General features: G+C 71.2%; 18 protein-coding genes, 1 pseudogene and 1 riboswitch. Of the genes and pseudogenes, 3 read left to right on the top strand and 16 right to left on the bottom strand.

Annotation, left to right across the window (positions count from 1 at the left end):
• Nucleotides 1-62: 62 nt before the first annotated feature.
• The 12 genes from QFZ76_RS21805 to QFZ76_RS21860 form a co-directional block, all read right to left on the bottom strand.
• Complete coding sequence (locus QFZ76_RS21805) at nucleotides 63-1,016, bottom strand: Ppx/GppA phosphatase family protein (RefSeq protein WP_307675314.1); 954 nt, start codon at nucleotides 1,014-1,016, stop codon at nucleotides 63-65.
• Entirely contained in the window at nucleotides 1,013-1,618 is a 606-nt protein-coding gene (locus QFZ76_RS21810; protein WP_307675315.1) for a DUF501 domain-containing protein, read from the bottom strand. The genes QFZ76_RS21805 and QFZ76_RS21810 overlap by 4 nt, the downstream gene beginning before the upstream one ends.
• Before the next feature lie 54 nt (nucleotides 1,619-1,672).
• Nucleotides 1,673-2,149 carry a septum formation initiator family protein gene (locus QFZ76_RS21815; protein ID WP_307675316.1) on the bottom strand — a complete coding sequence of 159 codons (477 nt, stop codon included), beginning with the start codon at nucleotides 2,147-2,149 and terminating at the stop codon, nucleotides 1,673-1,675.
• Between the two features lie 133 nt (nucleotides 2,150-2,282).
• On the bottom strand, nucleotides 2,283-3,569 hold the full coding sequence (eno, locus tag QFZ76_RS21820) for a phosphopyruvate hydratase (RefSeq protein WP_307675317.1): 1,287 nt from the start codon (nucleotides 3,567-3,569) through the stop codon (nucleotides 2,283-2,285).
• A 393-nt stretch (nucleotides 3,570-3,962) separates the two neighbouring features.
• Entirely contained in the window at nucleotides 3,963-4,664 is a 702-nt protein-coding gene (locus QFZ76_RS21825; protein WP_307675318.1) for a transglycosylase family protein, read from the bottom strand.
• Nucleotides 4,665-4,667: 3 nt separating this feature from the next.
• Nucleotides 4,668-4,845: riboswitch (cyclic di-AMP (ydaO/yuaA leader) on the bottom strand.
• A 180-nt stretch (nucleotides 4,846-5,025) separates the two neighbouring features.
• The gene (locus tag QFZ76_RS21830; protein WP_307675319.1) at nucleotides 5,026-6,072 is read right to left on the bottom strand and encodes a transglycosylase family protein; all 1,047 of its coding nucleotides are present in this window, start codon (nucleotides 6,070-6,072) and stop codon (nucleotides 5,026-5,028) included.
• 165 nt (nucleotides 6,073-6,237) lie between these two features.
• Nucleotides 6,238-7,509 carry a cytochrome P450 gene (locus QFZ76_RS21835; protein WP_307675320.1) on the bottom strand — a complete coding sequence of 424 codons (1,272 nt, stop codon included), beginning with the start codon at nucleotides 7,507-7,509 and terminating at the stop codon, nucleotides 6,238-6,240.
• 96 nt (nucleotides 7,510-7,605) lie between these two features.
• Nucleotides 7,606-8,643 (bottom strand): nucleoside triphosphate pyrophosphohydrolase, encoded by a 1,038-nt coding sequence (locus QFZ76_RS21840; RefSeq protein ID WP_307675321.1) that lies wholly within the window; start codon nucleotides 8,641-8,643, stop codon nucleotides 7,606-7,608.
• A gap of 90 nt (nucleotides 8,644-8,733) precedes the next feature.
• Nucleotides 8,734-9,378, bottom strand: a complete 645-nt coding sequence (locus tag QFZ76_RS21845) for a SurA N-terminal domain-containing protein (protein WP_307675322.1) — start codon at nucleotides 9,376-9,378, stop codon at nucleotides 8,734-8,736.
• A gap of 192 nt (nucleotides 9,379-9,570) precedes the next feature.
• Nucleotides 9,571-11,064, bottom strand: a complete 1,494-nt coding sequence (locus QFZ76_RS21850) for a serine/threonine-protein kinase (RefSeq protein ID WP_307680099.1) — start codon at nucleotides 11,062-11,064, stop codon at nucleotides 9,571-9,573.
• Nucleotides 11,065-11,102: 38 nt separating this feature from the next.
• Nucleotides 11,103-11,780 carry a hypothetical protein gene (locus QFZ76_RS21855; RefSeq protein WP_307675323.1) on the bottom strand — a complete coding sequence of 226 codons (678 nt, stop codon included), beginning with the start codon at nucleotides 11,778-11,780 and terminating at the stop codon, nucleotides 11,103-11,105.
• Between the two features lie 194 nt (nucleotides 11,781-11,974).
• Complete coding sequence (locus QFZ76_RS21860) at nucleotides 11,975-14,149, bottom strand: N-6 DNA methylase (RefSeq protein ID WP_307675324.1); 2,175 nt, start codon at nucleotides 14,147-14,149, stop codon at nucleotides 11,975-11,977.
• Between the two features lie 152 nt (nucleotides 14,150-14,301).
• Here QFZ76_RS21860 and QFZ76_RS21865 point away from each other — a divergent pair.
• Nucleotides 14,302-14,740 (top strand): annotated as a pseudogene (locus QFZ76_RS21865) (hypothetical protein); the annotation flags it as partial.
• A 22-nt stretch (nucleotides 14,741-14,762) separates the two neighbouring features.
• Here the strand turns inward: QFZ76_RS21865 and QFZ76_RS21870 are convergent.
• Complete coding sequence (locus tag QFZ76_RS21870) at nucleotides 14,763-15,506, bottom strand: N-acetyltransferase (protein WP_307675325.1); 744 nt, start codon at nucleotides 15,504-15,506, stop codon at nucleotides 14,763-14,765.
• Nucleotides 15,507-15,635: 129 nt separating this feature from the next.
• Nucleotides 15,636-16,415, bottom strand: a complete 780-nt coding sequence (locus QFZ76_RS21875; RefSeq protein WP_307675326.1) for an HNH endonuclease family protein — start codon at nucleotides 16,413-16,415, stop codon at nucleotides 15,636-15,638.
• Between the two features lie 161 nt (nucleotides 16,416-16,576).
• Here QFZ76_RS21875 and QFZ76_RS21880 point away from each other — a divergent pair, with 161 nt between their 5' ends.
• Nucleotides 16,577-16,759 carry an Rv0909 family putative TA system antitoxin gene (locus QFZ76_RS21880; RefSeq protein WP_307675327.1) on the top strand — a complete coding sequence of 61 codons (183 nt, stop codon included), beginning with the start codon at nucleotides 16,577-16,579 and terminating at the stop codon, nucleotides 16,757-16,759.
• A 216-nt stretch (nucleotides 16,760-16,975) separates the two neighbouring features.
• Here QFZ76_RS21880 and QFZ76_RS21885 read toward each other — a convergent pair whose 3' ends face one another.
• The gene (locus tag QFZ76_RS21885; protein WP_307675328.1) at nucleotides 16,976-17,881 is read right to left on the bottom strand and encodes a hypothetical protein; all 906 of its coding nucleotides are present in this window, start codon (nucleotides 17,879-17,881) and stop codon (nucleotides 16,976-16,978) included.
• 119 nt (nucleotides 17,882-18,000) lie between these two features.
• Here QFZ76_RS21885 and QFZ76_RS21890 point away from each other — a divergent pair, with 119 nt between their 5' ends.
• A complete protein-coding gene (locus QFZ76_RS21890; protein WP_307675329.1) occupies nucleotides 18,001-18,594 on the top strand; it encodes a TetR/AcrR family transcriptional regulator in 594 nt (197 codons plus the stop codon).
• Between the two features lie 28 nt (nucleotides 18,595-18,622).
• On the opposite strand, the gene mfd is transcribed toward QFZ76_RS21890, so the two are convergent.
• Nucleotides 18,623-22,153 carry a transcription-repair coupling factor gene (mfd, locus tag QFZ76_RS21895; RefSeq protein ID WP_307675330.1) on the bottom strand — a complete coding sequence of 1,177 codons (3,531 nt, stop codon included), beginning with the start codon at nucleotides 22,151-22,153 and terminating at the stop codon, nucleotides 18,623-18,625.
• Nucleotides 22,154-22,312 lie beyond the last annotated feature (159 nt).

Below are 22,312 nucleotides of genomic sequence, written 5' to 3' on the forward strand. Positions count from 1 at the left end.
GAGGGGCCCACCAGGGCCCCTCGGGTGTGCTCAAACGGGCATCCGGCCTGCTCAGCAGAGTGCTACGCGAGCTCTTCCGCCACGCTCCAGGCAATGCCGTCGAGGATGTCGTGCTCGCTGACGACGACCTCCGCCGCGCCGATCCGCTCCATGATCGAGAGCAGGACCAGGGCCCCCGCGGCGATGACGTCGACGCGGCCCGGGTGCATGGAGGGGACGGCCGCGCGTTCGGCGTGGGTGGAGTGCAGGAGCCACTCGGTGATCTCGCGGACGCGGTCATGGGTGACGCGGGAGTGGTGGATGGCCGTGGAGTCGTACTCGGGGAGGTCCTGGGCGATCGCCGAGACCGTCGTCACCGAGCCGGCCAGGCCCACCAGCGTGTGCGCCTCGCGCAGCGGGACCGTCTGCTCGGCGAGGTCGAGGGCCGCCTCGATGTCGGCCCGCATCACCGCGATCTGCTCCGCGGACGGCGGGTCGCTCACCACCCCGTCCTTCACCAGGTGCCGCTCGGTCATCCGGACACAGCCCACGTCGACCGAGCGCGCCGCGCGCACGTGGTCGTCGCCGACGACGAACTCGGTCGAGCCGCCGCCGATGTCCACCACCAGGTAGGGCTTGGCGAGGTCGTCGCGGCCGGTCAGTTCCTTGGTGGCGCCGGTGAAGGAGAACTCCGCCTCGCGGTCGCCGGTGATGACCTCCGGCTCGACCCCGAGGATGTCCAGCACCCCTCGTACGAACTCGTCCCGGTTCTCCGCGTCCCGGGAGGCGGAGGTGGCGACGAAGCGCAGGCGCTCCGCGCCGTGCTCCTTGATGATCGCCGCGTACTCACGGCAGGCGGCGAAGGTCCGCTCCAGGGCCTCGGGGGCGAGCCGTCCGGTGCGGTCGACGCCCTGGCCGAGGCGGACGATCGTCATACGGCGGTCCAGGTCGACCAGCTCGCCGGTCGCCGGGTCGGCGTCGGCGACGAGGAGCCGGATGGAGTTCGTACCGCAGTCGACGGCGGCGACCCGGGTCATCGGCCATCTCCCTCGACCGGCTTGAAGGCGAAATGGCCCGCCCCGTCCTCCGACGTCTCCACCTGCCAGCCCTCACCGGACGGCGGCCGGGGAAGCGTCACGCAGGTTCCCTTGCGCCACCATTGAGGGAGCATCTCCAGCGCCTCGTCACCGAGCGGGTTGACCCCGGGGCCGGCCGCCAGGGAGTGGGCGACCAGGACGTGCAGGCACTTCACCCGGTCCGGCATGCCGCCCGCGCTGGGGAAGCCCTTCAGCTCCTCGATCTCGTCGCGGCGCCGGATGTAGTCCTCGTGCGCGGCACGGTAGGCGGCGGCGAGTTCCGGGTCGGTCGCCAGCCGCTCGGTCATCTCCTTCATGACGCCGTTCGCCTCGAGGGTGCCGATGGCGGAGTTCGCCTTGGGGCACGTCAGGTAGTACAGCGTCGGGAAGGGCGTGCCGTCGGGGAGGCGGGGGGCCGTCTCGACCACGTCCGGCTCGCCGCACGGGCAGCGGTGCGCGATCGCGCGCAGACCGCGCGGCGGACGCCCGAGCTGCTGCTTGAAGGCCTCGACGTCCGCGTCGGTGGGCTCGGTGCGCGGAGTAGGGGGCGGGGGCGTTTGCATGCCTGTCTTTCTATCGCTCAGTTCACTGGCAGTTCACTGGTTGGAGGCGTCGGATCAGCTGTCGGAGGCGTCGGACTTGTCGACGCCGTCCCAGACGTTCGCGTACCAGGGGCGGTCGGCCGCCCCGAGGTCGGTGCGCGACTGCCTGGCCGCGTCCGGGTCGATGACGATGTAACCAGTCTCCCCCGGCATCACATAGTGCAGCCGCTGCCGGAGCTGCTGCTCCGCGTACGCGTCGTCCTGCCAGCGCGCCTTGAGGTCGCGCAGCTGCTCGACCCGCTGCCGGGCCTGCTCCTGCTGCTGCTCGAGATCGGCGATCTCGGCGCGCTGGGACACGTACTGCCTTATGGGATAGGCCAGGGCCACGATCAGCGTGCACAGGACCAGGGCGAGGAGCGCGGCCCGTCCGGTGAGCCGGGAGCGGCGGGCCTGCCGCTTGGTCTGGGAGCGGTACACACGGGCCGCGGTCTGCTCGCCGAGCAGCTTGATCCTGGTCGCGGTGGAGAAACGGTCCCGGTCCTTCACGGCCATGTTTCCCCGCCTCCCGTCTCACACGTGCGTACGTCCCCGCACACGGTACGGGACCGGTACGGGGACGTACGTACGACTGGCTAAGGCTTAACCCTGCTTGGCTCAGCCTTGGCCGGCTCAGCCCTGCTGCGGCTCAGCCCTTGAAGCGGGGGAACGCGCTGCGGCCGGCGTACACCGCGGCGTCGTCGAGGATCTCCTCGATGCGCAGCAGCTGGTTGTACTTGGCGACGCGGTCCGAGCGGGCCGGGGCGCCGGTCTTGATCTGGCCGCAGTTCACCGCGACGGCGAGGTCGGCGATGGTGACGTCCTCGGTCTCGCCGGAGCGGTGGGACATCATGCACTTGAAGCCGTTGCGCTGGGCCATCTCGACGGCGTCCAGGGTCTCGGTCAGCGAGCCGATCTGGTTCACCTTGACGAGCAGGGCGTTCGCGGAGCCCTCCTCGATGCCGCGGGCCAGGCGCTCGGGGTTGGTGACGAAGAGGTCGTCGCCGACGATCTGGACCTTGTCGCCCAGCTTGTCGGTGATGACCTTCCAGCCGGCCCAGTCGTCCTCGTACAGCGGGTCCTCGATGGAGACCAGCGGGTACGAGGCGACGAGCTCCTCGTAGTACTCGGTCATCTCTGCGGCCGAGCGGGACTTGCCCTCGAACTCGTACTTGCCGTCCTTGTAGAACTCGGACGCGGCGACGTCGAGCGCGAGGCCGATCTGCTCGCCGGGCACGTAACCGGCCTGCTTGATGGCCTCGATGATGAGGTCGAGCGCGGCGCGGTTGGACTCCAGGTTCGGGGCGAAGCCGCCCTCGTCGCCGAGGCCGGTGGACAGGCCCTTGGTCTTCAGCACCTTCTTGAGGGTGTGGTAGACCTCGGCGCCCCAGCGCAGCGCCTCGGAGAAGGACTCCGCGCCGATCGGGGCGATCATGAACTCCTGGATGTCCACGTTGGAGTCGGCGTGCGAGCCGCCGTTCAGGATGTTCATCATCGGAACGGGCAGCAGGTGCGCGTTCGGGCCGCCCAGGTAGCGGAAGAGCGGGAGGTCGCTGGCCTCGGAGGCGGCGTGGGCGACGGCGAGCGAGACGCCGAGGATGGCGTTGGCGCCGAGGGAGCCCTTGTTGTCGGTGGCGTCCAGGTCGAACATCGCCTGGTCGATCAGGCGCTGCTCGGTGGCGTCGTAGCCGACGAGCTCCGGGCCGATCTGCTCGATCACGGCGAGGACGGCCTTCTCGACGCCCTTGCCCAGGTAGCGGTTGGGGTCACCGTCGCGGAGCTCGATGGCCTCGAAGGCGCCCGTGGAGGCGCCGGAGGGGACGGCGGCACGACCCGTGCTGCCGTCGTCGAGGCCGACCTCGACCTCGACCGTGGGGTTGCCTCGGGAGTCCAGGATTTCCCGGGCTACGACGACGTCGATGGACGGCACGAGCATCTCCTTCTTCAATGTGACGCGGTTCGGCAGGACCGCGGTGGGTTCTGCGAGACGAGCCTAACCGGCTCCGGGCGATCGGCCAGCCGGTCGACCACCGGATGGACAGAACCGAGAGTAAATTGTTTCCGAACGGAACAAAGAGTGGCGGGCAACTCGCGGGGAAATCGCACGCGACCGGCACGAAAAAGCCCCGCCCCGGTGCGTACGGGGGAAGACGCACCGGAGCGGGGAGCCCGTGGGGACGGGGGGGTGGCCCTCACGAGGCCTCCACTATGGAGTCCACGGATAAGAGGGCGCTGTGGTTCAGCTGAGAGCCGCGTAGTACTTCAGGAGCGGCTCTTACCTTCGGGCACAGCCGATACTTCGGAGCAGCCCTTACTTCAGGAGCAGCCCTTACTTCAGGTGCAGCTGCTGGCCCGGGTAGATGAGGTCGGCGTCGGTGACGATGTCCTTGTTCAGCTCGAACAGCTTGTCCCAGCCGCCCTTGACGTCGTGCTCCTCGGCTATGGAGCTGAGGGTGTCGCCGGAGACGACCTTGTACTCGCCGTCGCCCTTCTTGACCTTCTTGCCGGTCGGGGTGGTGACGGTCTTCTTCGCGGCCGGGCGGTCCGCGGAACGGGAGGCCGGCTGCTCGGTCGAACGGCTGCTGTCCGAGGAGCTGCTGTCCGAGCTGCCGGAGCCGCTGGACGTGTTCGACGAGGTGTCGGCACTGCCGTTGTAGGCGGAGTTCGACAGGTTCACACCGCAGTTCGGCCAAGCACCCTTGCCCTGACCCGCGAGGACCTTCTCGGCGACGGCTATCTGCTGCGCCTTGGAGGCCTGGTTGGCCTGCGCGGCGTACTGCGTGCCGCCGTACGCGGCCCAGGTGGAGGCCGAGAACTGCAGGCCGCCGTAGTAGCCGTTGCCGGTGTTGATGGACCAGTTGCCGCCGGACTCGCACTGGGCCACGGCGTCCCACTCGGAGGCGGTGGCGGCGGAGGCGCTGCCGGCAGCCATCAGCGGGGCGGCGACGGCGGCACCGGTGACACCGGCGATGGCGATGGCACGGGTGGCCTTGGACGGACGGCGGTGCTTGCCCTTGACGGAAAACAGCATGGTGGATCCCCTCACCGACGCCTGCGAGGTGAGCTGTCGGGTTCGGGCCGGTTGAGTTGCCCGGCCGTGCCTCGCGCTGTTTCGTGCGCGGCACGACTTAACCCCAAGCCGGTCCCAGCTCAACTGCTGGTCCCGGCACTTACCTTGGGTCCCCCGCTCCTGCCTACGGCGCTTTACGCGACGACTGTTCCCGGGCGCCACTGGCAGGATTCGGCGTTGCGGCGGCCGGGGCTCGTGTTGGCGAGCGGTCCGACGGTAGACACGCGATCCGCGGAATTTCAAAGACGATCAAGGCTTCTGAGACTCATCCCACACTTCGCCAAATCGGACATTAAGTGGCGAAGTGTGACGCGAACTCCCGCTAGTTTTCGCCCGATTCGATACCTACGGTGAGGGTCTGACCGGGCACGATGACGCTCGCGTCGGCGCCGATCGCCTGCTCGTTCTCCGCGTAGAGCTCACGCCACCCGCCTTGGAGGCCAAGGGAGTCGGCAATGGAGGCGAGAGTGTCCCCGGGGCGGACGGTGTACGAGTCCGCGCGGGCGGCATGACGGCCGGCAGAGGCGCCCGTGTCGGCGTCGGCGGTACCCGCGCCCGCGTCCGTGGCCGCGGCCGTCTCGTCGGCGCTGTCGCCGCGGTGCTTGCCCGCGCCGAGGGAGCCGGTGTCGACGAGGGCCGAAGAGCCGCCCTCTTGCCAGAAGTTGTCCGAGTCGTCCGGATTCGTCGCGCCGATGGAGTCACTGTCGGAGTCGCCGCTTGAGCCCTGCGAGGCGCCGGGGGTTGTAGAAGAATCGGACGATGTGTCGGACTTGGCCGAGTTGTCGGCTTCGCCGGAAGAATCCAACCCGGTGTCAGAATCGGACGGCGTGGGCGACGCGGACGACGAAGGCGCGTCCGAAGCCGCATCGCCGGACGAGTCCGCCGACGACTCGGAGGAGTCGGACAAGCCGGATGAACCGGATGAGCCGGACGAATCTTCCGCACCCGACGTCGCGTCGTCCGCCACACCCGTGTCGACGCCGGGCGCCGCAGTGTCCTTGCTGAGGCCGTTGAGCAGACCGCAGGTGGACCAGTAGCCGACGCCCTGGTCCGCGAGGATCTTCTCCGCGACGGCTATCTGCTGGGAGCGGCTGGCCTGGTCGGCGCGCGAGGCGTAGTCGAGGCCGCCGTACTGCTCCCAGTCGTCCTGGGCGATGTGGAGCCCGCCGTAGTACCCGTCACCGGCGTTCTCGCTCCAGGAGCCGCCCGTCTCGCAGTTCGCCACCTGGTCCCACGTGGTGCCGGTCGCCGCGCTCGCGCCGGTGGCGCCGAGGAGCGGGATGGCGATGGCGGAGCCGGTCACCCCGGCCGCCACAAGGATGGCCGGAGCCTGGCGGGGGCGACGATGACGGCCGTTCCCGGAGAGCATGCGGAAACCTTTCGCGAGACAACGGTGACCAGCGTGGCGGGTGAGGCTCGGCGCCGCGCTGGCGTGAACGTATAGGCAGTCGATCACTTGTCACAAGTTAATGCCGCGCAGATCACGTGAAGATCACAGACTTGAGGGCGCGTCACCTTTACGCAGGTGAGCGAGTCAGCCACGCGGCGTGAACTCGACGGGCAACGTCCGCAGCCCGCGCATGATGAGACCGCCCCGCCACCGCAAATCAGCCGAATCCACCGCGAGTTGCAGGTCCGGAAGACGGGTGAGAAGCGTCGCGAGCGCGGTCTGGCCCTCCAGGCGGGCGAGGGGGGCGCCGAGGCAGTAGTGGATGCCGTGGCCGTATCCGAGGTGCTGGTTGTCGCGGCGGGACAGGTCGAGCGTGTCCGGATCGGCGAACCGCTCCGGGTCCCGGTCCGCGGCGGCCAGGACGACGAGGACTGGGTCGCCGGTCGCGATGTCCTGCCCGCCGATGCTGACCGGCTCGGTCGCGAACCGCCAGGTGGCGAGCTCTACGGGGCCGTCGTAGCGGAGGAGTTCCTCCACGCCGGTCTCGAGGAGCGCCGTGTCGTCGGCGGCGAGCGCCTTCTGGAGTCGGTCGCGCTGTTCGGGGTGGGTGAGGAGGGCGTAGGTGCCGTTGCCGATGAGATTGACGGTTGTCTCGAAGCCTGCGAACAGGAGGATGAAGGCCATGGCCGCGGCCTCGTTCTCGGTGAGGTGCTCACCGTGGTCGGAGGCCCGGATGAGACCGGAGATGAGGTCCTCGCCGGGGCTGCTCTCGGCCGTCAGGGCCTCGCGTTTGCGGTGGATCAGCTCGGCGAGATAGCCCCGCATCTTCTTCACCGACCGCGCCACTCCGCCGCGCGGCCCGCCGCCATGACGGATCATCATCCCCGCCCAGTCCCGGAAGTCGTCCTGGTCCTCACGGGGAACCCCGAGCAGGTCGCAGATCGCGTAGATGGGGAGCGGGAAGGCGAAGTCGTGAATGAGGTCGGCGCTGCCCTTGTCGGCGAACTGGTCGATGAGGTGGTCGGTCAACTCCTGCACGCGGGGCGCGAATTCGGCGACACGTCTCGGGGTGAACGCCTTGGAGACGAGCCGACGCAGCCTTGTGTGGTCGGGCGGGTCGATGTTGAGCAGATGCGTCATCAACTCGGCCTTGCGCTCGCCGGGGATGCCGGTTTTGCCCTTGGCGTGCGCGGGCTCGTCGTGGTGCGCGGGGTTCTTGGAGAGCCGCTGGTCGGCGAGAGCCTGTTTGGCGTCTGTGTAGCGGGTGACCAGCCAGGCCTCCACGCCGCTGGGGAGTTCGGTCTTGTGGACGGGGGCGTTTTCCCGGAGCCAAGCGTAGGCGGGGTAGGGGTCCGTCGCGAACTCCCAGGTGAAGAGTTCGGGGGCAGGGCTCGTGGGGGTGGGCTGGTCGGTCACTCCTTGACGGTAGCTGGCTTCTTGGCGGGGGCCTTCCTGGCGGCGGGATGACCCATGACGGCAGCCTTGCGGTACGTCTCCCTACCGTCCCTCTCTCTATCCCTCTCGCTCCCCCTCCCCCTGCGTCTCGGGCTGCGTGTCCGGCTGCGTCTCCGTCCGCCTGATCGCGTCCCGGTACGTCCGCGCCGCCGCTCGTAGGGCCGCCTCCGGATCCACGCCCTCCGCCTCGGCCCGTACCGCCAGTGCGAGCAGGTCGTAGCCGACGCCCTCGGCCGCCGGCAACGGCACGCCCAGGCCGGCCGTCCGCACTCTCGACGCCAGCTTCGCCGCCAGGGCGAGGCCCGGCTGGCCGAGGGGGACGCCGTCCGTCACCGACTCGCGCTGCTTCTCTATCGCCTTCGTGCGCAGCCAGTGCTCCTTGACCTCTTCGGGGGTCGTGGCGGTCTCGTCCCCGAAGACGTGCGGGTGGCGGTGGATGAGCTTGGTGACGATGCCGCCGGCGACGTCGTCGATGGAGAAGGGGGCCTCGGAGTCCTCCTCGGCGATGCGGGCGTGGAAGACCACCTGGAGCAGGACGTCGCCCAGCTCCTCGCGGAGTTCGTCGCGGTCGCCCTCCTCGATGGCCTCGACGAGTTCGTACGCCTCCTCGATGCCGTACTTCGCCAGGCCCTTGTGGGTCTGCTGGGACGACCACGGGCACTCGGCGCGGATGCGGTCCATGACCTGGACGAGGTCGAGGAGGCGGGCGCCCGGCAGGTCGTAGGAGGCGGGGAGCAGCTCCAGGTCGGGCATGTGGACGCGGCCGGAGCCCGCGAGGCGTGCCAGGCCGTCCGTGAGGGCCGGCTCGCCCTCGCCGGTGGCGACCACGACGACCGTCCGTCCACCGGCGCACGCGTCGATCAGTTCCTCGGCGGTCGGGGACGCCTCGTCGACCGTTATGCCCGCCTCGCGCAGATACGGCAGCTGCGGGTGCGCGCCGTCCGCGCACAGCACCCGGTCGGCGGCGTGCAGTGCCTGCCAGGCGGGCCAGGAGAGCAGGCCGGGGGCGACGCGGTGGCTGGTGGTGAGGAGGACGATGCGGCCGGTGACGGGCTCGGGAGCGGTGGCGGCTTCGGGGCTGGTTGCGTTCACCATTCGAAGCTAACGCACGCCGCCGACGAGGCGATCAAGTTGTCCACAGGGCGGGGGGCTCGGTGTGATCGTATGAACAACCCCGCGGTGCGGTCAGGCCGTCTGCTGCGTCTCCGTCGTCGTGACGTCCCGCACCCACGGCGTCTTCGTGTCGACGCGGCTGCTCTTGTCCGCGTCCCAGGTGCCGTAGCGCGGGTTGAGGTCGACGTTCAGCTTCTTGGAGGCCTCGGCCAGGGCGTTCCAGAAGGCGGGGTCGCCGGTGTTGGTGCCGAGGCTGGTGGCGAGCTTCTGGGCCTCCAGCTGGAGGCGGAGGTTCTCGTCGAGGCGCTCGGGGGCGATGCCGTACTGCTGCAGCCAGGCGGCCTCCAGGGCCTTGGAGCCGCCGGTCTGCTCCTCCAGGCCGCTGCGCATCTGCTGGATCTCCTTGCGGCTGACGCTCACGCCCGCGTCCTGGGCGGCGCGCTGCAGCACCCGCTCCAGGACCATGTTGTGCAGGGTGTCTCGGGAGAGCGTGCCGGTCTTGGCGATCGCCTGCTCGTACTGCGCGTCGTCCGGTACCGCCGCCCGCTGTGCCGCGCGCACCTCGTTCACCCGGGTTTCCAGCTGGGAGACGGTGATCCGCTGGCCGCCGACGACGGCCGCCGCGCCGGGATGCGCGTCGTTTCCGCAGGCGGTGATGAGGGGGGCCGCGGCGATCGCGGCGGAGAGGAGGAGCGCGGTGCGACGACGGCGGTGCAAGGAAGCCTCCCGAGGAGTTTGTGCGGCGGTGCACAAGGTCTTGCGGTGATCGATGGTAGGCAGTGGGCAAGCTCTGGCCAACCCATTCGACCAACGATTCGGCAGTACTTCTGGCACCGCCGCGCCTCACCGGCCACGGCGGCTGCGGTACGTCTTGGCGTGCAGGGCCTTCGCGCCCCTGCGGCCGCGCACCTAACCGCGCACCTGGCCCAGCCACTGAAGTGTCCGGCGGATCTCCGCCGCGAAGGGGTGGCCCGGGCCGTGCAGGCGCTCCGCGTCGTGCAGCAGCCGTACCAGCGTGTCGTGGGCGGCGGCGCGGTCGCCCAGGGCGAGGAGGAGGTGGCCGATGCGGCGGCGGACGTCGTGGGCGAGTTCCGGGTCTCCCGCCACGTACTGGTTCTCGTAGTACGGCAGCAGCGCCCGGTACTCGGCGAGCGCCGCCGCCGGTTCGCCGAGCTGCTCCAGGCACTGGGCGGCCTCGTAGCGGTAGCGGAGCGACTGGGGGTCGGCCTGGCCGGCCTCGGCGGCGCGTTCGTCGGCGAGGCGGCGCAGTTCGGGCAGCGCGCGCCGGTACTGGCCGTCGTCCATGAGGGTGGCCGCGTACTGCTTGCGCAGGGTGCGGACGACCGGGGAACGCTCGCCGTGCTGTTCGGCCGCGGCCGGCAGGATCGCTCCGAGGATGTCGACGGCCTGGGTGATGCGGCCCTCGCCGAGAAGACGCTTGACCTCGTCGACGGCCCGGGCGACGTCCGGCTTCTCGGCGGCGGGCGGCACGGTCGCGGCGGGGGCGGGCTGGGGCGCGGGCGTACGGGCGCGGTCCGGCCAGGGGGCGTGCGGGCGCAGGAAGGGGCGGGTCGGGTCGAGGGGCGCCCCCGTGGGCATCCCGCGCGCGGGCAGGAGCAGCGCCAGGTCCTCGTACACGTCCTGCGCGGAGGCCGGGCGGTGCTGCGGGTCCTTGGCGAGCAGGCGCAGGACGAGCGCTTCGAGGGGCTCCGGGACTTCGGCGCGGATACGGCGCACGGGCAGCGGAGGCTCGTACAGGTGGCGGTGCAGCACTCCGAGGGCCGTCGAGCCGGCGAACGGGACGTCTCCGCTGAGGAGCTCGTGCAGGAGTACGCCGAGTGCGTACAGGTCGGTGTACGGGCCGACCGCGCCGCCCATCGCCTGCTCGGGGGCCATGTAGGCGGGCGAGCCGATGGGGGTGCCGGTGTGGGTGAGGCGGGTGGTGTCCGCGTCCATCACGGACGCGACGCCGAGGTCGAGGACGGTGACCGTGCCGTCCTGCTTCACCATCACGTTGCGCGGCTTGAGGTCGCGGTGGACGATCGGCACGGCGTGCACGGCGCTCAGCACGGCGCACAGTTGCGCGGCGACCGCGACCGCCCACTGCCACGGGTACGGATCGTGCTCGGCGAGGTGGTCGGAGAGGTCGGCGCCGTCGACGTACTGCATGACGAGGAACAGCTCTTCGCCCTCGCTGCCCGCGTCGTGGACCGTGACCAGGCCGGGGTGGTCGACCTGAGCGGTCACCCGGCACTCGCGCACGAAGCGGCGACGCAGCTCGTCCGCCTCCTGGCCGGCCACCTTGTCGGGGCGCAGCAGCTTCACCGCCACGCGCCGGTCGAGCCGCTGGTCGTAGGCCGTCCAGACCTGCCCCATGCCGCCCTGCCCGATGAGCGTGGACAGTTCATACCGGCCGGCGACGACACGTCCCGTCGTCACGCTCACCTTCCGCCCTCGTGATTGCCGTTGTGGTGGCCGTCGTGGTTGCCGTCGTGGTGGCCGTCCTGGCGGCGCAGGTAGTCACTGAGCTCGTCGAGCTCGGCGCGCACCTGGTCGATGCGGGCGGGCGCGGGCCGGTGGGGCGGCGGGGTGGTGGGCAGGGGCGGCTGCGGTGTCTGCGAAGGCTGCGGCGTGTGCGGGCTGTGCGACGCCGCAGGCGTCTGGGGCATGGTCGTCGCGGTGTACGGGGACGGTGTCGGCGCCGCGGCCCGCGGGTAGCCGTACGCCGGCGCCGGTGTGGGCGCCGGTCCGGACTGCGGTGCGTAGGCGCCGTAGCGGAGCTGGTGGAAGTGGCGTACGTCCGCCGCGAGGTAGTACGCGGTCACGGCGACGAGCCCGCCGAGGAGCAGGATCATCCCCGTCCAGCCGCCCACCGTGTGGACCTCGTCGCCGGGCTCGGTGCCGAGCAGCACGAGCGCGAGGATGACGTTCACGAACGCGGCGACGAACAGACCCCAGTCGACCCCCTTGCGCGTGACGATCGCCAGGCGCAGCAGCATCGCCCAGGCCAGGATGCCGATGCTGAAGAACGAGAGCGCCACGAACAGCACGCGCAGGAAGACCAGCCACCCCGTCGGGGGCGGCTGCTTCACCGGCTGCGTGTAGCCGTGGCCATGCATGAAATCTCCTGGAGTCTGAGGTGGACGCACCAGTGCGGCCGACGTCGGGCAACGCCGGTCGCACGATTGTCGCTTCGAGCGTATAGGCCGACACGGACAACCGGTCCTGGGTTGTACCGAACCGTTGTCATGCTGGTCACTCCGCCCGTTGTCGTGCCGATCGCTCCGCCCGGTGCCGTGCTGATCGCTCCGCCTCAGCCGGGCGCGGCCGTCCCGTCCGTCAGGCCGTCGTACATTCCGCGGACGAGCTGCTCCCCGAGTCGGCCCGCACTCCTGAGAGCCCGCTCGAAGTCGTCGAGGGCGTGGAAGCGCGCGCTGTAGCGAAGTTGTTCGTCGAGCGGGAGCCGGGGCAGCTGGAGGCGGCGCACGTCGAGCCGGGTGGCGGTGGACGCGTAGCTGCTGGCCTGGCGGTTGTTGGCGGTGCCGCGCAGGAAGCCGGCGAGGAACCACGGGTCGAGCACCGTGGGATCGGGGCGCAGGAGCACGAGGTTGCGCCCCAGGGCGGCCCCCGCCGTGGCGTCGTCGATCACGCGCGTCACCGAGCCGCCGCCGAGCACCGGCACCACGACGTCACCGGCCTCCATGAGGACGGCCTCCTCATCACTCTCGGGCAGCGTCCCCGAAGGGGCGTTTCCGGCGAGGACGTCGTGGTCGGTGAGGACGGGCACGCGCGCGTGGCCGCCGTTTCCGCCCGTACGCATCACCAGCGCGCCCCCGCGCGCGAGTTCGCCGACGGTGGTGAGCGGCCAGCGCGTGGGCTGTGCGCCGGCCGCGGGGGGCGGCGGGGTGAGGTCGGCGGTCAGGCGCAGGGTCTCGCCGAGGCGTTCGCGCACCGCGGTGAGCGCCTCGGCGCCGTCGGCCGCCGGCGCGGGCGGCAGGTGGCGGGCCGGGGCGAAGTCCACGTCGTCGTCCAGGAGCGCGATGACGGGCAGCGAGCAGGCCAGGCCGGGCCGTTCGTCGAGACGACCCGCCTTGTCGAAGGCACTCCAGGCGTCGAGTACGGCCTCCCGCACGGCTCGCCAGTCCGGCCCGCCACGCCCCTCGGTCGCGAACTGCCCCGCGTCGGCGAGCAGCACCTCGGGCTGCGCGGGCGCCCTCTCGGGCCGGCGCAGCACCCACAGGTGGAGCGGGATGTTGTACGGCGGTGCGGCGCCGACCGGCAGCGCGAGGACGGCGCGCAGCGCGCCGCGGCGCAGCAGGTCGGCGCGGATACGGCGGCCGGAGCGGCGGGAGGCGGCGGCGGGCGGCATGAGGACGACGGCGGTGCCGCCGTCCTTGAGGCGGGCGAGCGCGTGCTGCACCCAGGCCAGCTCGGACTCGTTGCGCGCCGGGAAGCCGTACTCCCAGCGGGGGTCGTACGCGAGTTCGTCGTGCCCCCAGTTGCGCTCGTTGAACGGCGGGTGGCAGAGGACCACGTCGGCCTGCAGTCCGGCGTGGGCGTCGGCGCGCAGGGTGTCGGCGGCGGCGGCGCGCACGGTCACCCCGGCGTGCAGCGCGAGCCGGAGCGCGGTGAGCGCGGCGAGGTCGGGGGCGCTGTCCTGGGCGTACAGCTCCTGGCCGGGGCGCGGGGTGACGGCGCGCAGCAGGGCGCCGGTGCCGCAGGCCGGGTCGAGGACGGTGCGCGCGGGGCCGGCGAGGTCGGCCATGAGGCCGGCGAGTTCGGCGGGGGTGAGCGTGTACTGGCGCGGGTTGGCGTTGAGGTGCCGGCCGAGAAGGAACTCGAAGGTCTGGCGGGCGCCCAGCTCGGCGGCGAGTTCGGCGGCGCCGCGGAGGAGGGGGGCGGAGGGGAGGAGGGCGGGGCCGCTGGGGGCGTGGATGGCGGGGGTGGCGGGAGTGGTGGACGTGGTGGACGTGGAGGTGGTGTTTGCGGGGCCGCCAGTGTTCACGGCACCCAGGCTGTTCACAGACCGCGGCGAGTTCACACCCTGCGGCGTGCGAACCTCCCGTCCGCCACCTCCGCGCCCGCCCCGCAGCGCGCCGAAGCGCGGCACGAGCACCTGCTCCAGCGCGCCTGGGAGCATCGCGGCGAGCCGCTCGTCGGAGCCCGCGCTCACCTCCAGCCACACCGTGGGGCGGTCGTGGATCAGGAGCAGGACGCAACCGGCGTGGGTGAGAGCCGTGACCGGTCCCTCGGGGTGGCCGGCGAGCTGTTGCCAGACGCGTTCACGCAGGGGGACCTCGGCGAGTTTCCCCTGATGACGCAGCCAGGCCTCGACCTCGGCGAGGGCGAAGGACGGGCTGGTCTCGGTGCCGCCGACCGGCTTCGGGAAGTCGGCGTGCCGACGCCGCCAGTTGCTGACGGCGGCACGCCCGACACCGGCGAGCCGCGCGATTCCGGCGGCGGTCACCTCTGTCGCGTTGTCCTGCACGGCCCGGCTCCCCTCATCGTCCCGCGTGGGTCCATGTAAGCCTCGTGTCGTCCCCGCGTCCGTGTGTGGCGCCGAGCATACCGGCGTACTCAAGATCCATGCATTCACGCCCGTGTACGAACCCATCGCCGTGAATCGTGTTGACCCGGTTCACCACGGGTGCCTCATCGCTGCCCATGAAGGGCGACATCCCCGACGAGGAGAGCGGTCGAGGGCGAGCCCGAGTTGATCAAGACCGGCGACACCGTCTACATGAAGTACGACGAGGCGTTCCTGCGCGCCCAGAGCGAGGGCGAGTCCGAGGCGGACACCGACGCGGCCGTGGCGATGCCGGCCGGGAAGTGGACCAAGACGTCCGCGAAGGGCCAGGACGCCCAGGACATCGTGAGCTTCTGCGACCTGAACACGGTGCTCGGCGATGCCGAGGACGGCCACTCGGACGCGACCCGCAGCACGGCCACCACCGTCGACGGCACGCCCGCGACCGTCCTGCACGAGAAGGACGGCAAGGACGGTTGCACCCTGTACGTGGCCACCGAGGGCGAGCCGTATGTGCTGCGCGTCGACAGCACGAGGGCGCGGCACCGCGGCGGCCCCTGGTCGGCTACGTCGACTACAGCGGGTGCCGCATCCACACGTTGGGCTCGACATACACCGCGTATCCGCGCTCCGGTTCGCAGCGCACCGGCACCAGCGCCCCCGGCACCTCGATGTCGCCCTCGGTGTCGAAGGGCAGCCCGGTCCAGTCGCGCCATTGCTCCAGCGAGCCGGACACGGTCATGGAGGCCGGTGCCACGGAGTGGAGGGTGGCGCCGGCCCGGGCGTGGACGCGCAGCCACGGGTCGTGCGGCAGCCCGTCGGGGCGTACGCGACGGGCGTACTCCTCGATCGGCGTGTGTGGTTCCAGGTGCTTGGCGCTGGGGCGGACGGGGGCGACGACCTCCCGGAAACCCTGGGCGCGGGCGTTGTCGCGCATCGCCGACAGCATGCGGGCGGACAGTCCGCGGCCCTGCATGTGAGGGGCGACGGTGATGGCGATCGCGCTGACGGTGTCGGGGGCCACGCCTCTGCGCAGGTCGGCGAAGGCCCAGGTGAGCACCGCGTCCCAACCCCGGGCGGGCAGTTCGCTCCGCCCTTCGACGGCGAGGGCGAACGGCACGCTGTAGGCGTGTGCGACGACCTCGCCCCGCTCGTCCTCGGCGAACAGCACGTACTGCGGGAGTTCGGTGGCTATGCGACCGTAGTGGGAGTCGCCCACGAGGTCCTGCGTCACGAACTCCGGCCAGCTGCTCGCCATGTCGACGACCAGCCCGTGCATGTCGGGACGTTCGGCGAGACTCGACATCTTCAGATCCATGCGGTCACCGTAGGGACGGGTGCGGGAGGGCGAAAGCCGTTTTCGCACGTGCTGCCCGAGTGCCGCCCGAGTGCCGCCAGGGCCGCTCAACGCCCTCTCCGCACCCCGGACCAGGACTGCCGTCGGCGCTCAACCGCCGCACTGCTTCAGCATCATCTGCCGGTCGGGCGCGGTCACCGCCAGTTCGTACTTGAGGGCGACCTGGGTGAAGCGGACCGCGTAGGCGCAGCGGATCTGCTTGTTCGGCGGGAGCCAGGACGCGGGTCCGGAGTCGCCCTTGGACGAGTTGGCGCGACCCTCGGCCGGCATCAGGTTGAGCGGGTCGTTGGCCAGTTGCTCGCGCTTGTCCTCCGACCAGCGTGCGGCGCCCATCTGCCAGCTGTAGGACAGTGGGACGACATGGTCTATCTGCACCTCGGTGGCCTTCTGCTTGCGCCACTCGATGGTCGTACCGGTGTAGGGGTCGTGCAGTGTCATGGCGATGACCACGCAGTCGGAACCGGAGCGGAAGCGCAGGCTCTGACCGTCGCGCTGGAGCAGGTCGTTGCGGGTGTCGCAGCCGTTGCGGGCCAGCGGGACTCCTTCGGCCGTGTCCATCCACGCGTAGCCGAACTCGTCCCGGTCGTAGCCCGTCCTGGGCCCGCGTCCCTTCGTCCGCAGGGTCTCGATGAGCTTGCGGGCGGCGGCCTCGTCGGTCTCGCTCGTCACGGGCGCGAGTCCCGGCTCGGTGCCGTCCGGGTTCTTCAGCGGGCTGACGGCACGACCGTCCGGCGCCGGCGCCGGAGCACCGCTGTCCGTCGAGGAACCGCCCGCTTCGATGCCTTCGCACCCGGTGACGAGAGCCATGGCGGCGATCGCCGCAAGTCCGGTCCTGACGGTGGCAGTCGCTCCGCCCCTCAGACGCGTCATGCGTCCCTCCCCTTGACTCTCCGGCTCCCGCCCCCGCACGGGCGGGTTGTGCCGGTCTCACCGTAGCGGCCGAGAGGTCCAGACCATACGGTGACAAAAGGAGCATGGCTCGTGAGTCGGGCGTATCGTCGATGGCGAGTCACCTCCGGAAGGAGCTCTGGATGGGCATCCTCGACAGATTCAAGAACCAGGCGAAGGGCAGCAAGGGCAAGGACATGTCCGACGCCGCGGAACGGAAAGTCAACGAGAAGACGGGCAAGAAGTACGAGAACCAGGTCGACGACGCGCAACAGCGGGTCGAAGGTCAGCTCGGCATGGATCGCGACAGGCCCGAACAGCCGTAAGGCCGGAGACTCACGGAGGTCATGAGGCCCCCTGGCACAGCGTGCCGGCCGGGCTCCCGCTGAACCACCACAGGTAACAGAGGCCGTCCGCGGAGACCCATCTCCCGCGGGCGGCTTCCTGTTTCCCACGACACGGCGGGACCGACGGACCGACGGACCGACGGAAGCCCGCCGCCCGCCGCCCGCCGCCCGCCACACACTCACCTCACGCCCGACTCACACCTTCCCGATCCCCAACGTCGTCTCCGAGGGCAGCAGTCCGGACGACAGCACCGCGACCCAGAAGTCACCGAGCAGGTCGACCAGGCGGTCGGTGCCGTCCCGTCCGAGGGACTGCCAGGGAGCGGCGGCGAGTCGGTCGGTGTCCTGTTCGACGCGGCGTCGCAGCGCACGGCCCGCCTCCGTGGCCGTACCGTCCTCGTCGACCAGACCGCGGGCGGACAGCCGCTCCCGTGCGGCCGCCCACTCCGCGGCACTCCAGCCGCGGCTCTCGAAGCGTTCGACGCTCGCGGCGCCTATCGCGGCGAAGGAGACGAGCGATTCGACCGGGTCGAGGCCGGCGACGAGCAGGGCCGCTATGTGGCCGTCGCCGCGGTGCTCGCGCAGGATGGTCGCCGCGTGCCACAGCTGGAGGTGAGGGGTCTTGGGCCACTCCAGTGCGGCGTTGGCCGCGGCGAGAGGACGGCCTGCGGTGTTCGCCGCCTCGGCCGCGCGCCGGGCGAGGGCGGCGGCCTCCGCCAGTTCGGCACTGTCCGCCCGGTCGCCGAAGATCGCGCGGTACGCCCCGTCAACCCCCCGCAGCCGCGCCTCCAGCATCGCCTCGGGGCTCGCGACCGACCACGCCGATTCGACGTACTCGGCGACCATGCGCGGGCTGAAGCTGTAGAAGGCGGACGTCACCCGCTCGGCACCCACCGGGCCCAACGGGGCCGCGCGGTACGGGAAGTAGGTCGGCCAGCGCTCCCCGGTGTCATAGCCCAGTGCCGCGGCCTCGGCGAAGACCTCCGGCGCGTAGTACAGCACCGCATGCAGCGGCTCCAGCAGCTGCCAGAGCTGACGCACGCGGGCGAGCTCCACCGCCCCATCGACCGTCCCGTCGATCCCTCCGTCGTACTCCCCCATGACGTACCTCCTCGACGCATCACGCACCAGCACCAGCACGCCAGCACAACTTGACACTGACAAGATTGCCCGACCCGTCCGAACTTGTCAATGCCTAGATCGAGCGTACGCTGCTGCCCATGAGCCCCACCGAACCGAAGAAGACGGACGACGCCCCCCGCCGGTACCACCACGGCGACCTGCGCCGCGCCATCCTCAGCGCCGCGCTCGACGTCATCGCCGCCGACGGCCCCTCCGCACTGAGCCTGCGCGACCTCGCCCGCCGCGCCGGCGTCTCGCACGCGGCGCCCGCCCACCACTTCAAGGACCGCACCGGACTGCTCACGGCGATCGCGGCCGAGGGCTTCGGGCTGCTCGCGGCCGCGCTCAACGAGGCCTCGGACCTCAAGGACGCGGGCGTTCGCTACGTACGCTTCGCGCGCGAGCACCCCGCGCACTTCCAGGTGATGTTCACGCCCGAGCTACTGCGCGGCGACGACCTCGAGCTGACCACGGGCCGTGCCCTCGCCGCCGACGCCCTGCGCGAAGCGGTCTCCGCCGTGCGCGCCGAGGACTTCGGCGTCGACTCCCGCCTCGCCGGCGTCGCCGCCTGGTCCCTGGCGCACGGGTTCGCCACGCTGCTCCTCGGCCACAACCTGGACGGCGCGGTCGGCGACCGGGACCCGGAGGAGGTGTTCCGGACCCTGGCGACCACGCTGTTCCGTTCCGTCTGAGGCCCGCTCCACGGGGCCCCGAAAGGGCCTACGACCCCAGAATCGACGTCAGGAACTCCCCGACCCAGCCCAGCAACTCCCGCCCGATCAGCGGCTTCCCGCCCACCTTCGCGGTCTTCGGCCGCGGCACCAGCACCTGATGCGCCGCCGGCTTGATGACGGTCCCCGGGTAGAGCCGCTTGAGGCGCAGCTCCTGGGACTCCCTCAACTCCACCGGCGCGAAGCGGATGTTGTTGCCCTGGAGGACGACCTCGCCGACGCCGCACGCGCGCGCGAGCATGCGCAGCCCGGCCACCAGCAGCAGGTTCTCCACCGGCTCCGGCAACTTGCCGTAGCGGTCGACGAGTTCCTCGCGTACGGCCTTGATGTCGTCCTCGGTGTTGACCGAGGCGATCGCCCGGTACGCCTGGAGGCGCAGGCGCTCGCCGGGGGCGTAGTCGTGCGGGACGTGCGCGTCGACCGGGAGCTCGATCTTGACCTCGAGGGGTGCCTCCTCCTCGACGCCGCCCTCCATGGAGGCGCGGTAGTCCGCGACGGCCTCGCCGACCATGCGGACGTACAGGTCGAAGCCGACGCCCGCGATGTGGCCGGACTGTTCGCCGCCGAGGAGGTTTCCGGCGCCGCGGATCTCCAGGTCCTTCATCGCGACGTACATGCCCGCGCCCATCTCGGTGTGCTGGGCGATGGTCGCCAGGCGCTCGTGGGCGGTCTCCGTGAGGGGCTTCTCCGGCGGGTAGAGGAAGTAGGCGTAGCCGCGCTCGCGGCCTCGGCCCACCCGGCCGCGCAGCTGGTGCAGCTGCGAGAGGCCGAAGTTGTCGCCGCGCTCCACGATCAGGGTGTTCGCGTTGGAGATGTCGATGCCGGACTCGACGATCGTGGTCGACACCAGGACGTCGAACTTCTTCTCCCAGAAGTCGACGACCACCTGCTCCAGGGCCTGCTCCGACATCTGGCCGTGGGCGATCGCGATGCGGGCCTCGGGGACGATCTCCCTGAGACGGGCCGCGGCCCTGTCGATCGACTCGACGCGGTTGTGGATGTAGAAGACCTGGCCCTCGCGCAGCAGTTCGCGGCGGATGGCGGCGCCGATCTGCCGCTCCTCGTACGGGCCGACGAAGGTGAGCACCGGGTGGCGCTCCTCGGGGGGCGTGGTGATCGTCGACATCTCGCGGATGCCCGTGACCGCCATCTCCAGGGTGCGCGGGATGGGGGTCGCGGACATCGTCAGGACGTCGACGTTCGCGCGCAGCTTCTTCAGTTGCTCCTTGTGCTCGACGCCGAAGCGCTGCTCCTCGTCGACGACGACCAGGCCCAGGTCCTTGAACTTGGTCTCGGCGGAGAACAGGCGGTGGGTGCCGATGACGACGTCCACCGAGCCCTCGCGCAGGCCCTCCAGGACCGCCTTCGCCTCGGTGTCGGTCTGGAAGCGCGACAGGGCGCGGACGTTCACCGGGAACTGCGAGTAGCGCTCGCCGAACGTCCCGAAGTGCTGCTGCACGAGCAGGGTGGTGGGGACGAGCACGGCGACCTGCTTGCCGTCCTGGACCGCCTTGAAGGCGGCGCGGACCGCGATCTCCGTCTTGCCGTAGCCGACGTCGCCGCAGACCAGGCGGTCCATCGGGACCGTCTTCTCCATGTCCTCCTTGACCTCGGCGATGGTGGTGAGCTGGTCGGGCGTCTCCGCGTACGGGAAGGCGTCCTCCAGCTCGCGCTGCCAGGGGGTGTCCGGGGCGAAGGCGTACCCGGGGGCGGCCATCCGCGCGCTGTACAGCCTGATCAGGTCGGCGGCGATCTCCTTGACCGCCTTCTTGGCGCGCGCCTTGGTCTTCGTCCAGTCGGCGCCGCCCAGGCGGTGCAGGGTGGGGGCCTCGCCGCCGACGTACTTGGTGATCTGTTCCAGCTGGTCGGTGGGGATGTACAGGCGGTCGCCGGGCTGGCCGCGCTTGGCGGGGGCGTACTCCACCACCAGGTACTCGCGGGTCGCGCCCTGTACGGTCCGCTGGACCATCTCGATGTAGCGGCCCACGCCGTGCTGCTCGTGGACGATGTAGTCGCCCGCCTCCAGGGTGAGCGGGTCGATGGCCTTGCGGCGCCGGGCGGGCATCCGGACGCCGTCCTTGCCGGCCGCCTTCTGCCCGGAGAGGTCGGTCTCCGTCAGGACGGCGAGCTTCAGCCCCGGGTCGACGAAGCCGTAGTCGATCGAGCCGCACGCCACGTGCACGACGGAGGGGTTCAGCGAGGCGAGGTCCGCCTCCAGGCGGGCCGCGATGCCCTCGCCGCCGAGCACCTCGACGGTACGGGCCGCCGGGCCGTGGGCCTCGGTCACGTACACCGCGCGCCAGCCGTCGGCGAGCCAGCCCTTGGTGTCGGCGAGCGCCTTCGCCGTGTCGCCGCGGTACGTCTCGGGCGCGTGCATGCCGAGCTTCAGGGTGTCGGCGTCCAGTTCGTCGTCCGCCGCGAACGGCGACACCGACCACCACATCATGTCCAGCGCGCGCGCCCGGTCCCGGACGTCCGCGATGGCCCACAGGGAGGCCGCGCCGACGTCGATGGGTGCCTCGCCGCCGCCCGCGGTGGCCGCCCAGGACGCCTGCAGGAACTCCTGCGAGGTCGCCACGAGGTCGGAGGCACGCGTGCGTACCCGCTCCGGATCGCAGACGACGGCCATGGAGCCCTTGGGCAGGACGTCCAGGAGCAGTTCCATGTCGTCGACGAGAACCGGTGCCAGGGACTCCATTCCCTCTACGGCGATCCCCTCGGCGATCTTTCCGAGCAGCTCGCCCAGCTCCGGGTGCTGCTCGGCGAGGGCACGCGCACGCGTGCGGACGTCTTCCGTCAACAGAAGTTCACGGCAGGGCGGCGCCCACAGGCCGTGCTCGGCGACTTCGAGGGAGCGCTGGTCGGCGACCTTGAAGTAGCGGATCTCCTCGACGTCGTCGCCCCAGAACTCGATGCGCAGGGGGTGTTCCTCGGTGGGCGGGAACACGTCGAGGATGCCGCCTCGTACGGCGAACTCGCCGCGCTTCTCGACGAGCTCCACGCGCGCGTACGCGGCGGCAGCGAGGGCCTGAACGATCTCGTTCAGGTCGGCGGTCCGGCCGGTCCGCAGGGCCACCGGCTCCAGGTCGCCGAGGCCCTTGACCTGCGGCTGCAGCACGGATCGGACGGGCGCGACGACGACGGAGACCGGGCCGGTCTCGGGGTCGTCGGGGCGGGGGTGGGCCAGGCGCCGCAGCACGGCGAGGCGGCGGCCCACGGTGTCGCTGCGGGGGCTCAGGCGCTCGTGCGGGAGGGTCTCCCAGGACGGGTACTCCACGACGCCCTCGGGCGGGAGCAGCGAGCGCAGGGACGCGGCCAGGTCCTCCGCCTCGCGTCCGGTCGCCGTCACCGCCAGCACGGGGCGGCCTGCCTCGCGGGCCAGCGCGGCGACCGCGAGGGGGCGGGCGGCGGGCGGGCCGACCAGGTCGACGTGCATGCGGTTGCCGTCTGCGGCCGCGGTGATCGCTTCCGCGAGGGCGGGGTCCTTGACTACGGCGTCGAGCAGACCGTGCAGGCTCATTCGGGGGCGGCTTTCGTCTGAGGGCGGGCATCGCGAAGGGCCCGACACGGGGACCGGCCGGGGGGTCTCCAGCGTACGTCGCTGCGCGGGCGGGTGCGGGAGCTGTGGATAACGCCCTGTGGATAACGTGCGTCGCCTGGTGCTCGGCGCCTGTGTGGG

The sequence above is a fragment of the Streptomyces sp. V4I2 genome, from assembly GCF_030817655.1.
GTDB classification, from domain to species: domain Bacteria; phylum Actinomycetota; class Actinomycetes; order Streptomycetales; family Streptomycetaceae; genus Streptomyces; species Streptomyces plumbiresistens.

Coding starts and splice junctions, on each gene's coding strand:
- QFZ76_RS21805 (WP_307675314.1), bottom strand. CDS start 1,016: ATGACCCGGGTCGCCGCCGTCGACTGCGGTACGAACTCCATCCGGCTC.
- QFZ76_RS21810 (WP_307675315.1), bottom strand. CDS start 1,618: ATGCAAACGCCCCCGCCCCCTACTCCGCGCACCGAGCCCACCGACGCG.
- QFZ76_RS21815 (WP_307675316.1), bottom strand. CDS start 2,149: ATGGCCGTGAAGGACCGGGACCGTTTCTCCACCGCGACCAGGATCAAG.
- eno (WP_307675317.1), bottom strand. CDS start 3,569: ATGCTCGTGCCGTCCATCGACGTCGTCGTAGCCCGGGAAATCCTGGAC.
- QFZ76_RS21825 (WP_307675318.1), bottom strand. CDS start 4,664: ATGCTGTTTTCCGTCAAGGGCAAGCACCGCCGTCCGTCCAAGGCCACC.
- QFZ76_RS21830 (WP_307675319.1), bottom strand. CDS start 6,072: ATGCTCTCCGGGAACGGCCGTCATCGTCGCCCCCGCCAGGCTCCGGCC.
- QFZ76_RS21840 (WP_307675321.1), bottom strand. CDS start 8,643: ATGGTGAACGCAACCAGCCCCGAAGCCGCCACCGCTCCCGAGCCCGTC.
- QFZ76_RS21855 (WP_307675323.1), bottom strand. CDS start 11,780: ATGCATGGCCACGGCTACACGCAGCCGGTGAAGCAGCCGCCCCCGACG.
- QFZ76_RS21870 (WP_307675325.1), bottom strand. CDS start 15,506: ATGGATCTGAAGATGTCGAGTCTCGCCGAACGTCCCGACATGCACGGG.
- QFZ76_RS21875 (WP_307675326.1), bottom strand. CDS start 16,415: ATGACGCGTCTGAGGGGCGGAGCGACTGCCACCGTCAGGACCGGACTT.
- QFZ76_RS21880 (WP_307675327.1), top strand. CDS start 16,577: ATGGGCATCCTCGACAGATTCAAGAACCAGGCGAAGGGCAGCAAGGGC.
- QFZ76_RS21885 (WP_307675328.1), bottom strand. CDS start 17,881: ATGGGGGAGTACGACGGAGGGATCGACGGGACGGTCGATGGGGCGGTG.
- QFZ76_RS21890 (WP_307675329.1), top strand. CDS start 18,001: ATGAGCCCCACCGAACCGAAGAAGACGGACGACGCCCCCCGCCGGTAC.
- mfd (WP_307675330.1), bottom strand. CDS start 22,153: ATGAGCCTGCACGGTCTGCTCGACGCCGTAGTCAAGGACCCCGCCCTC.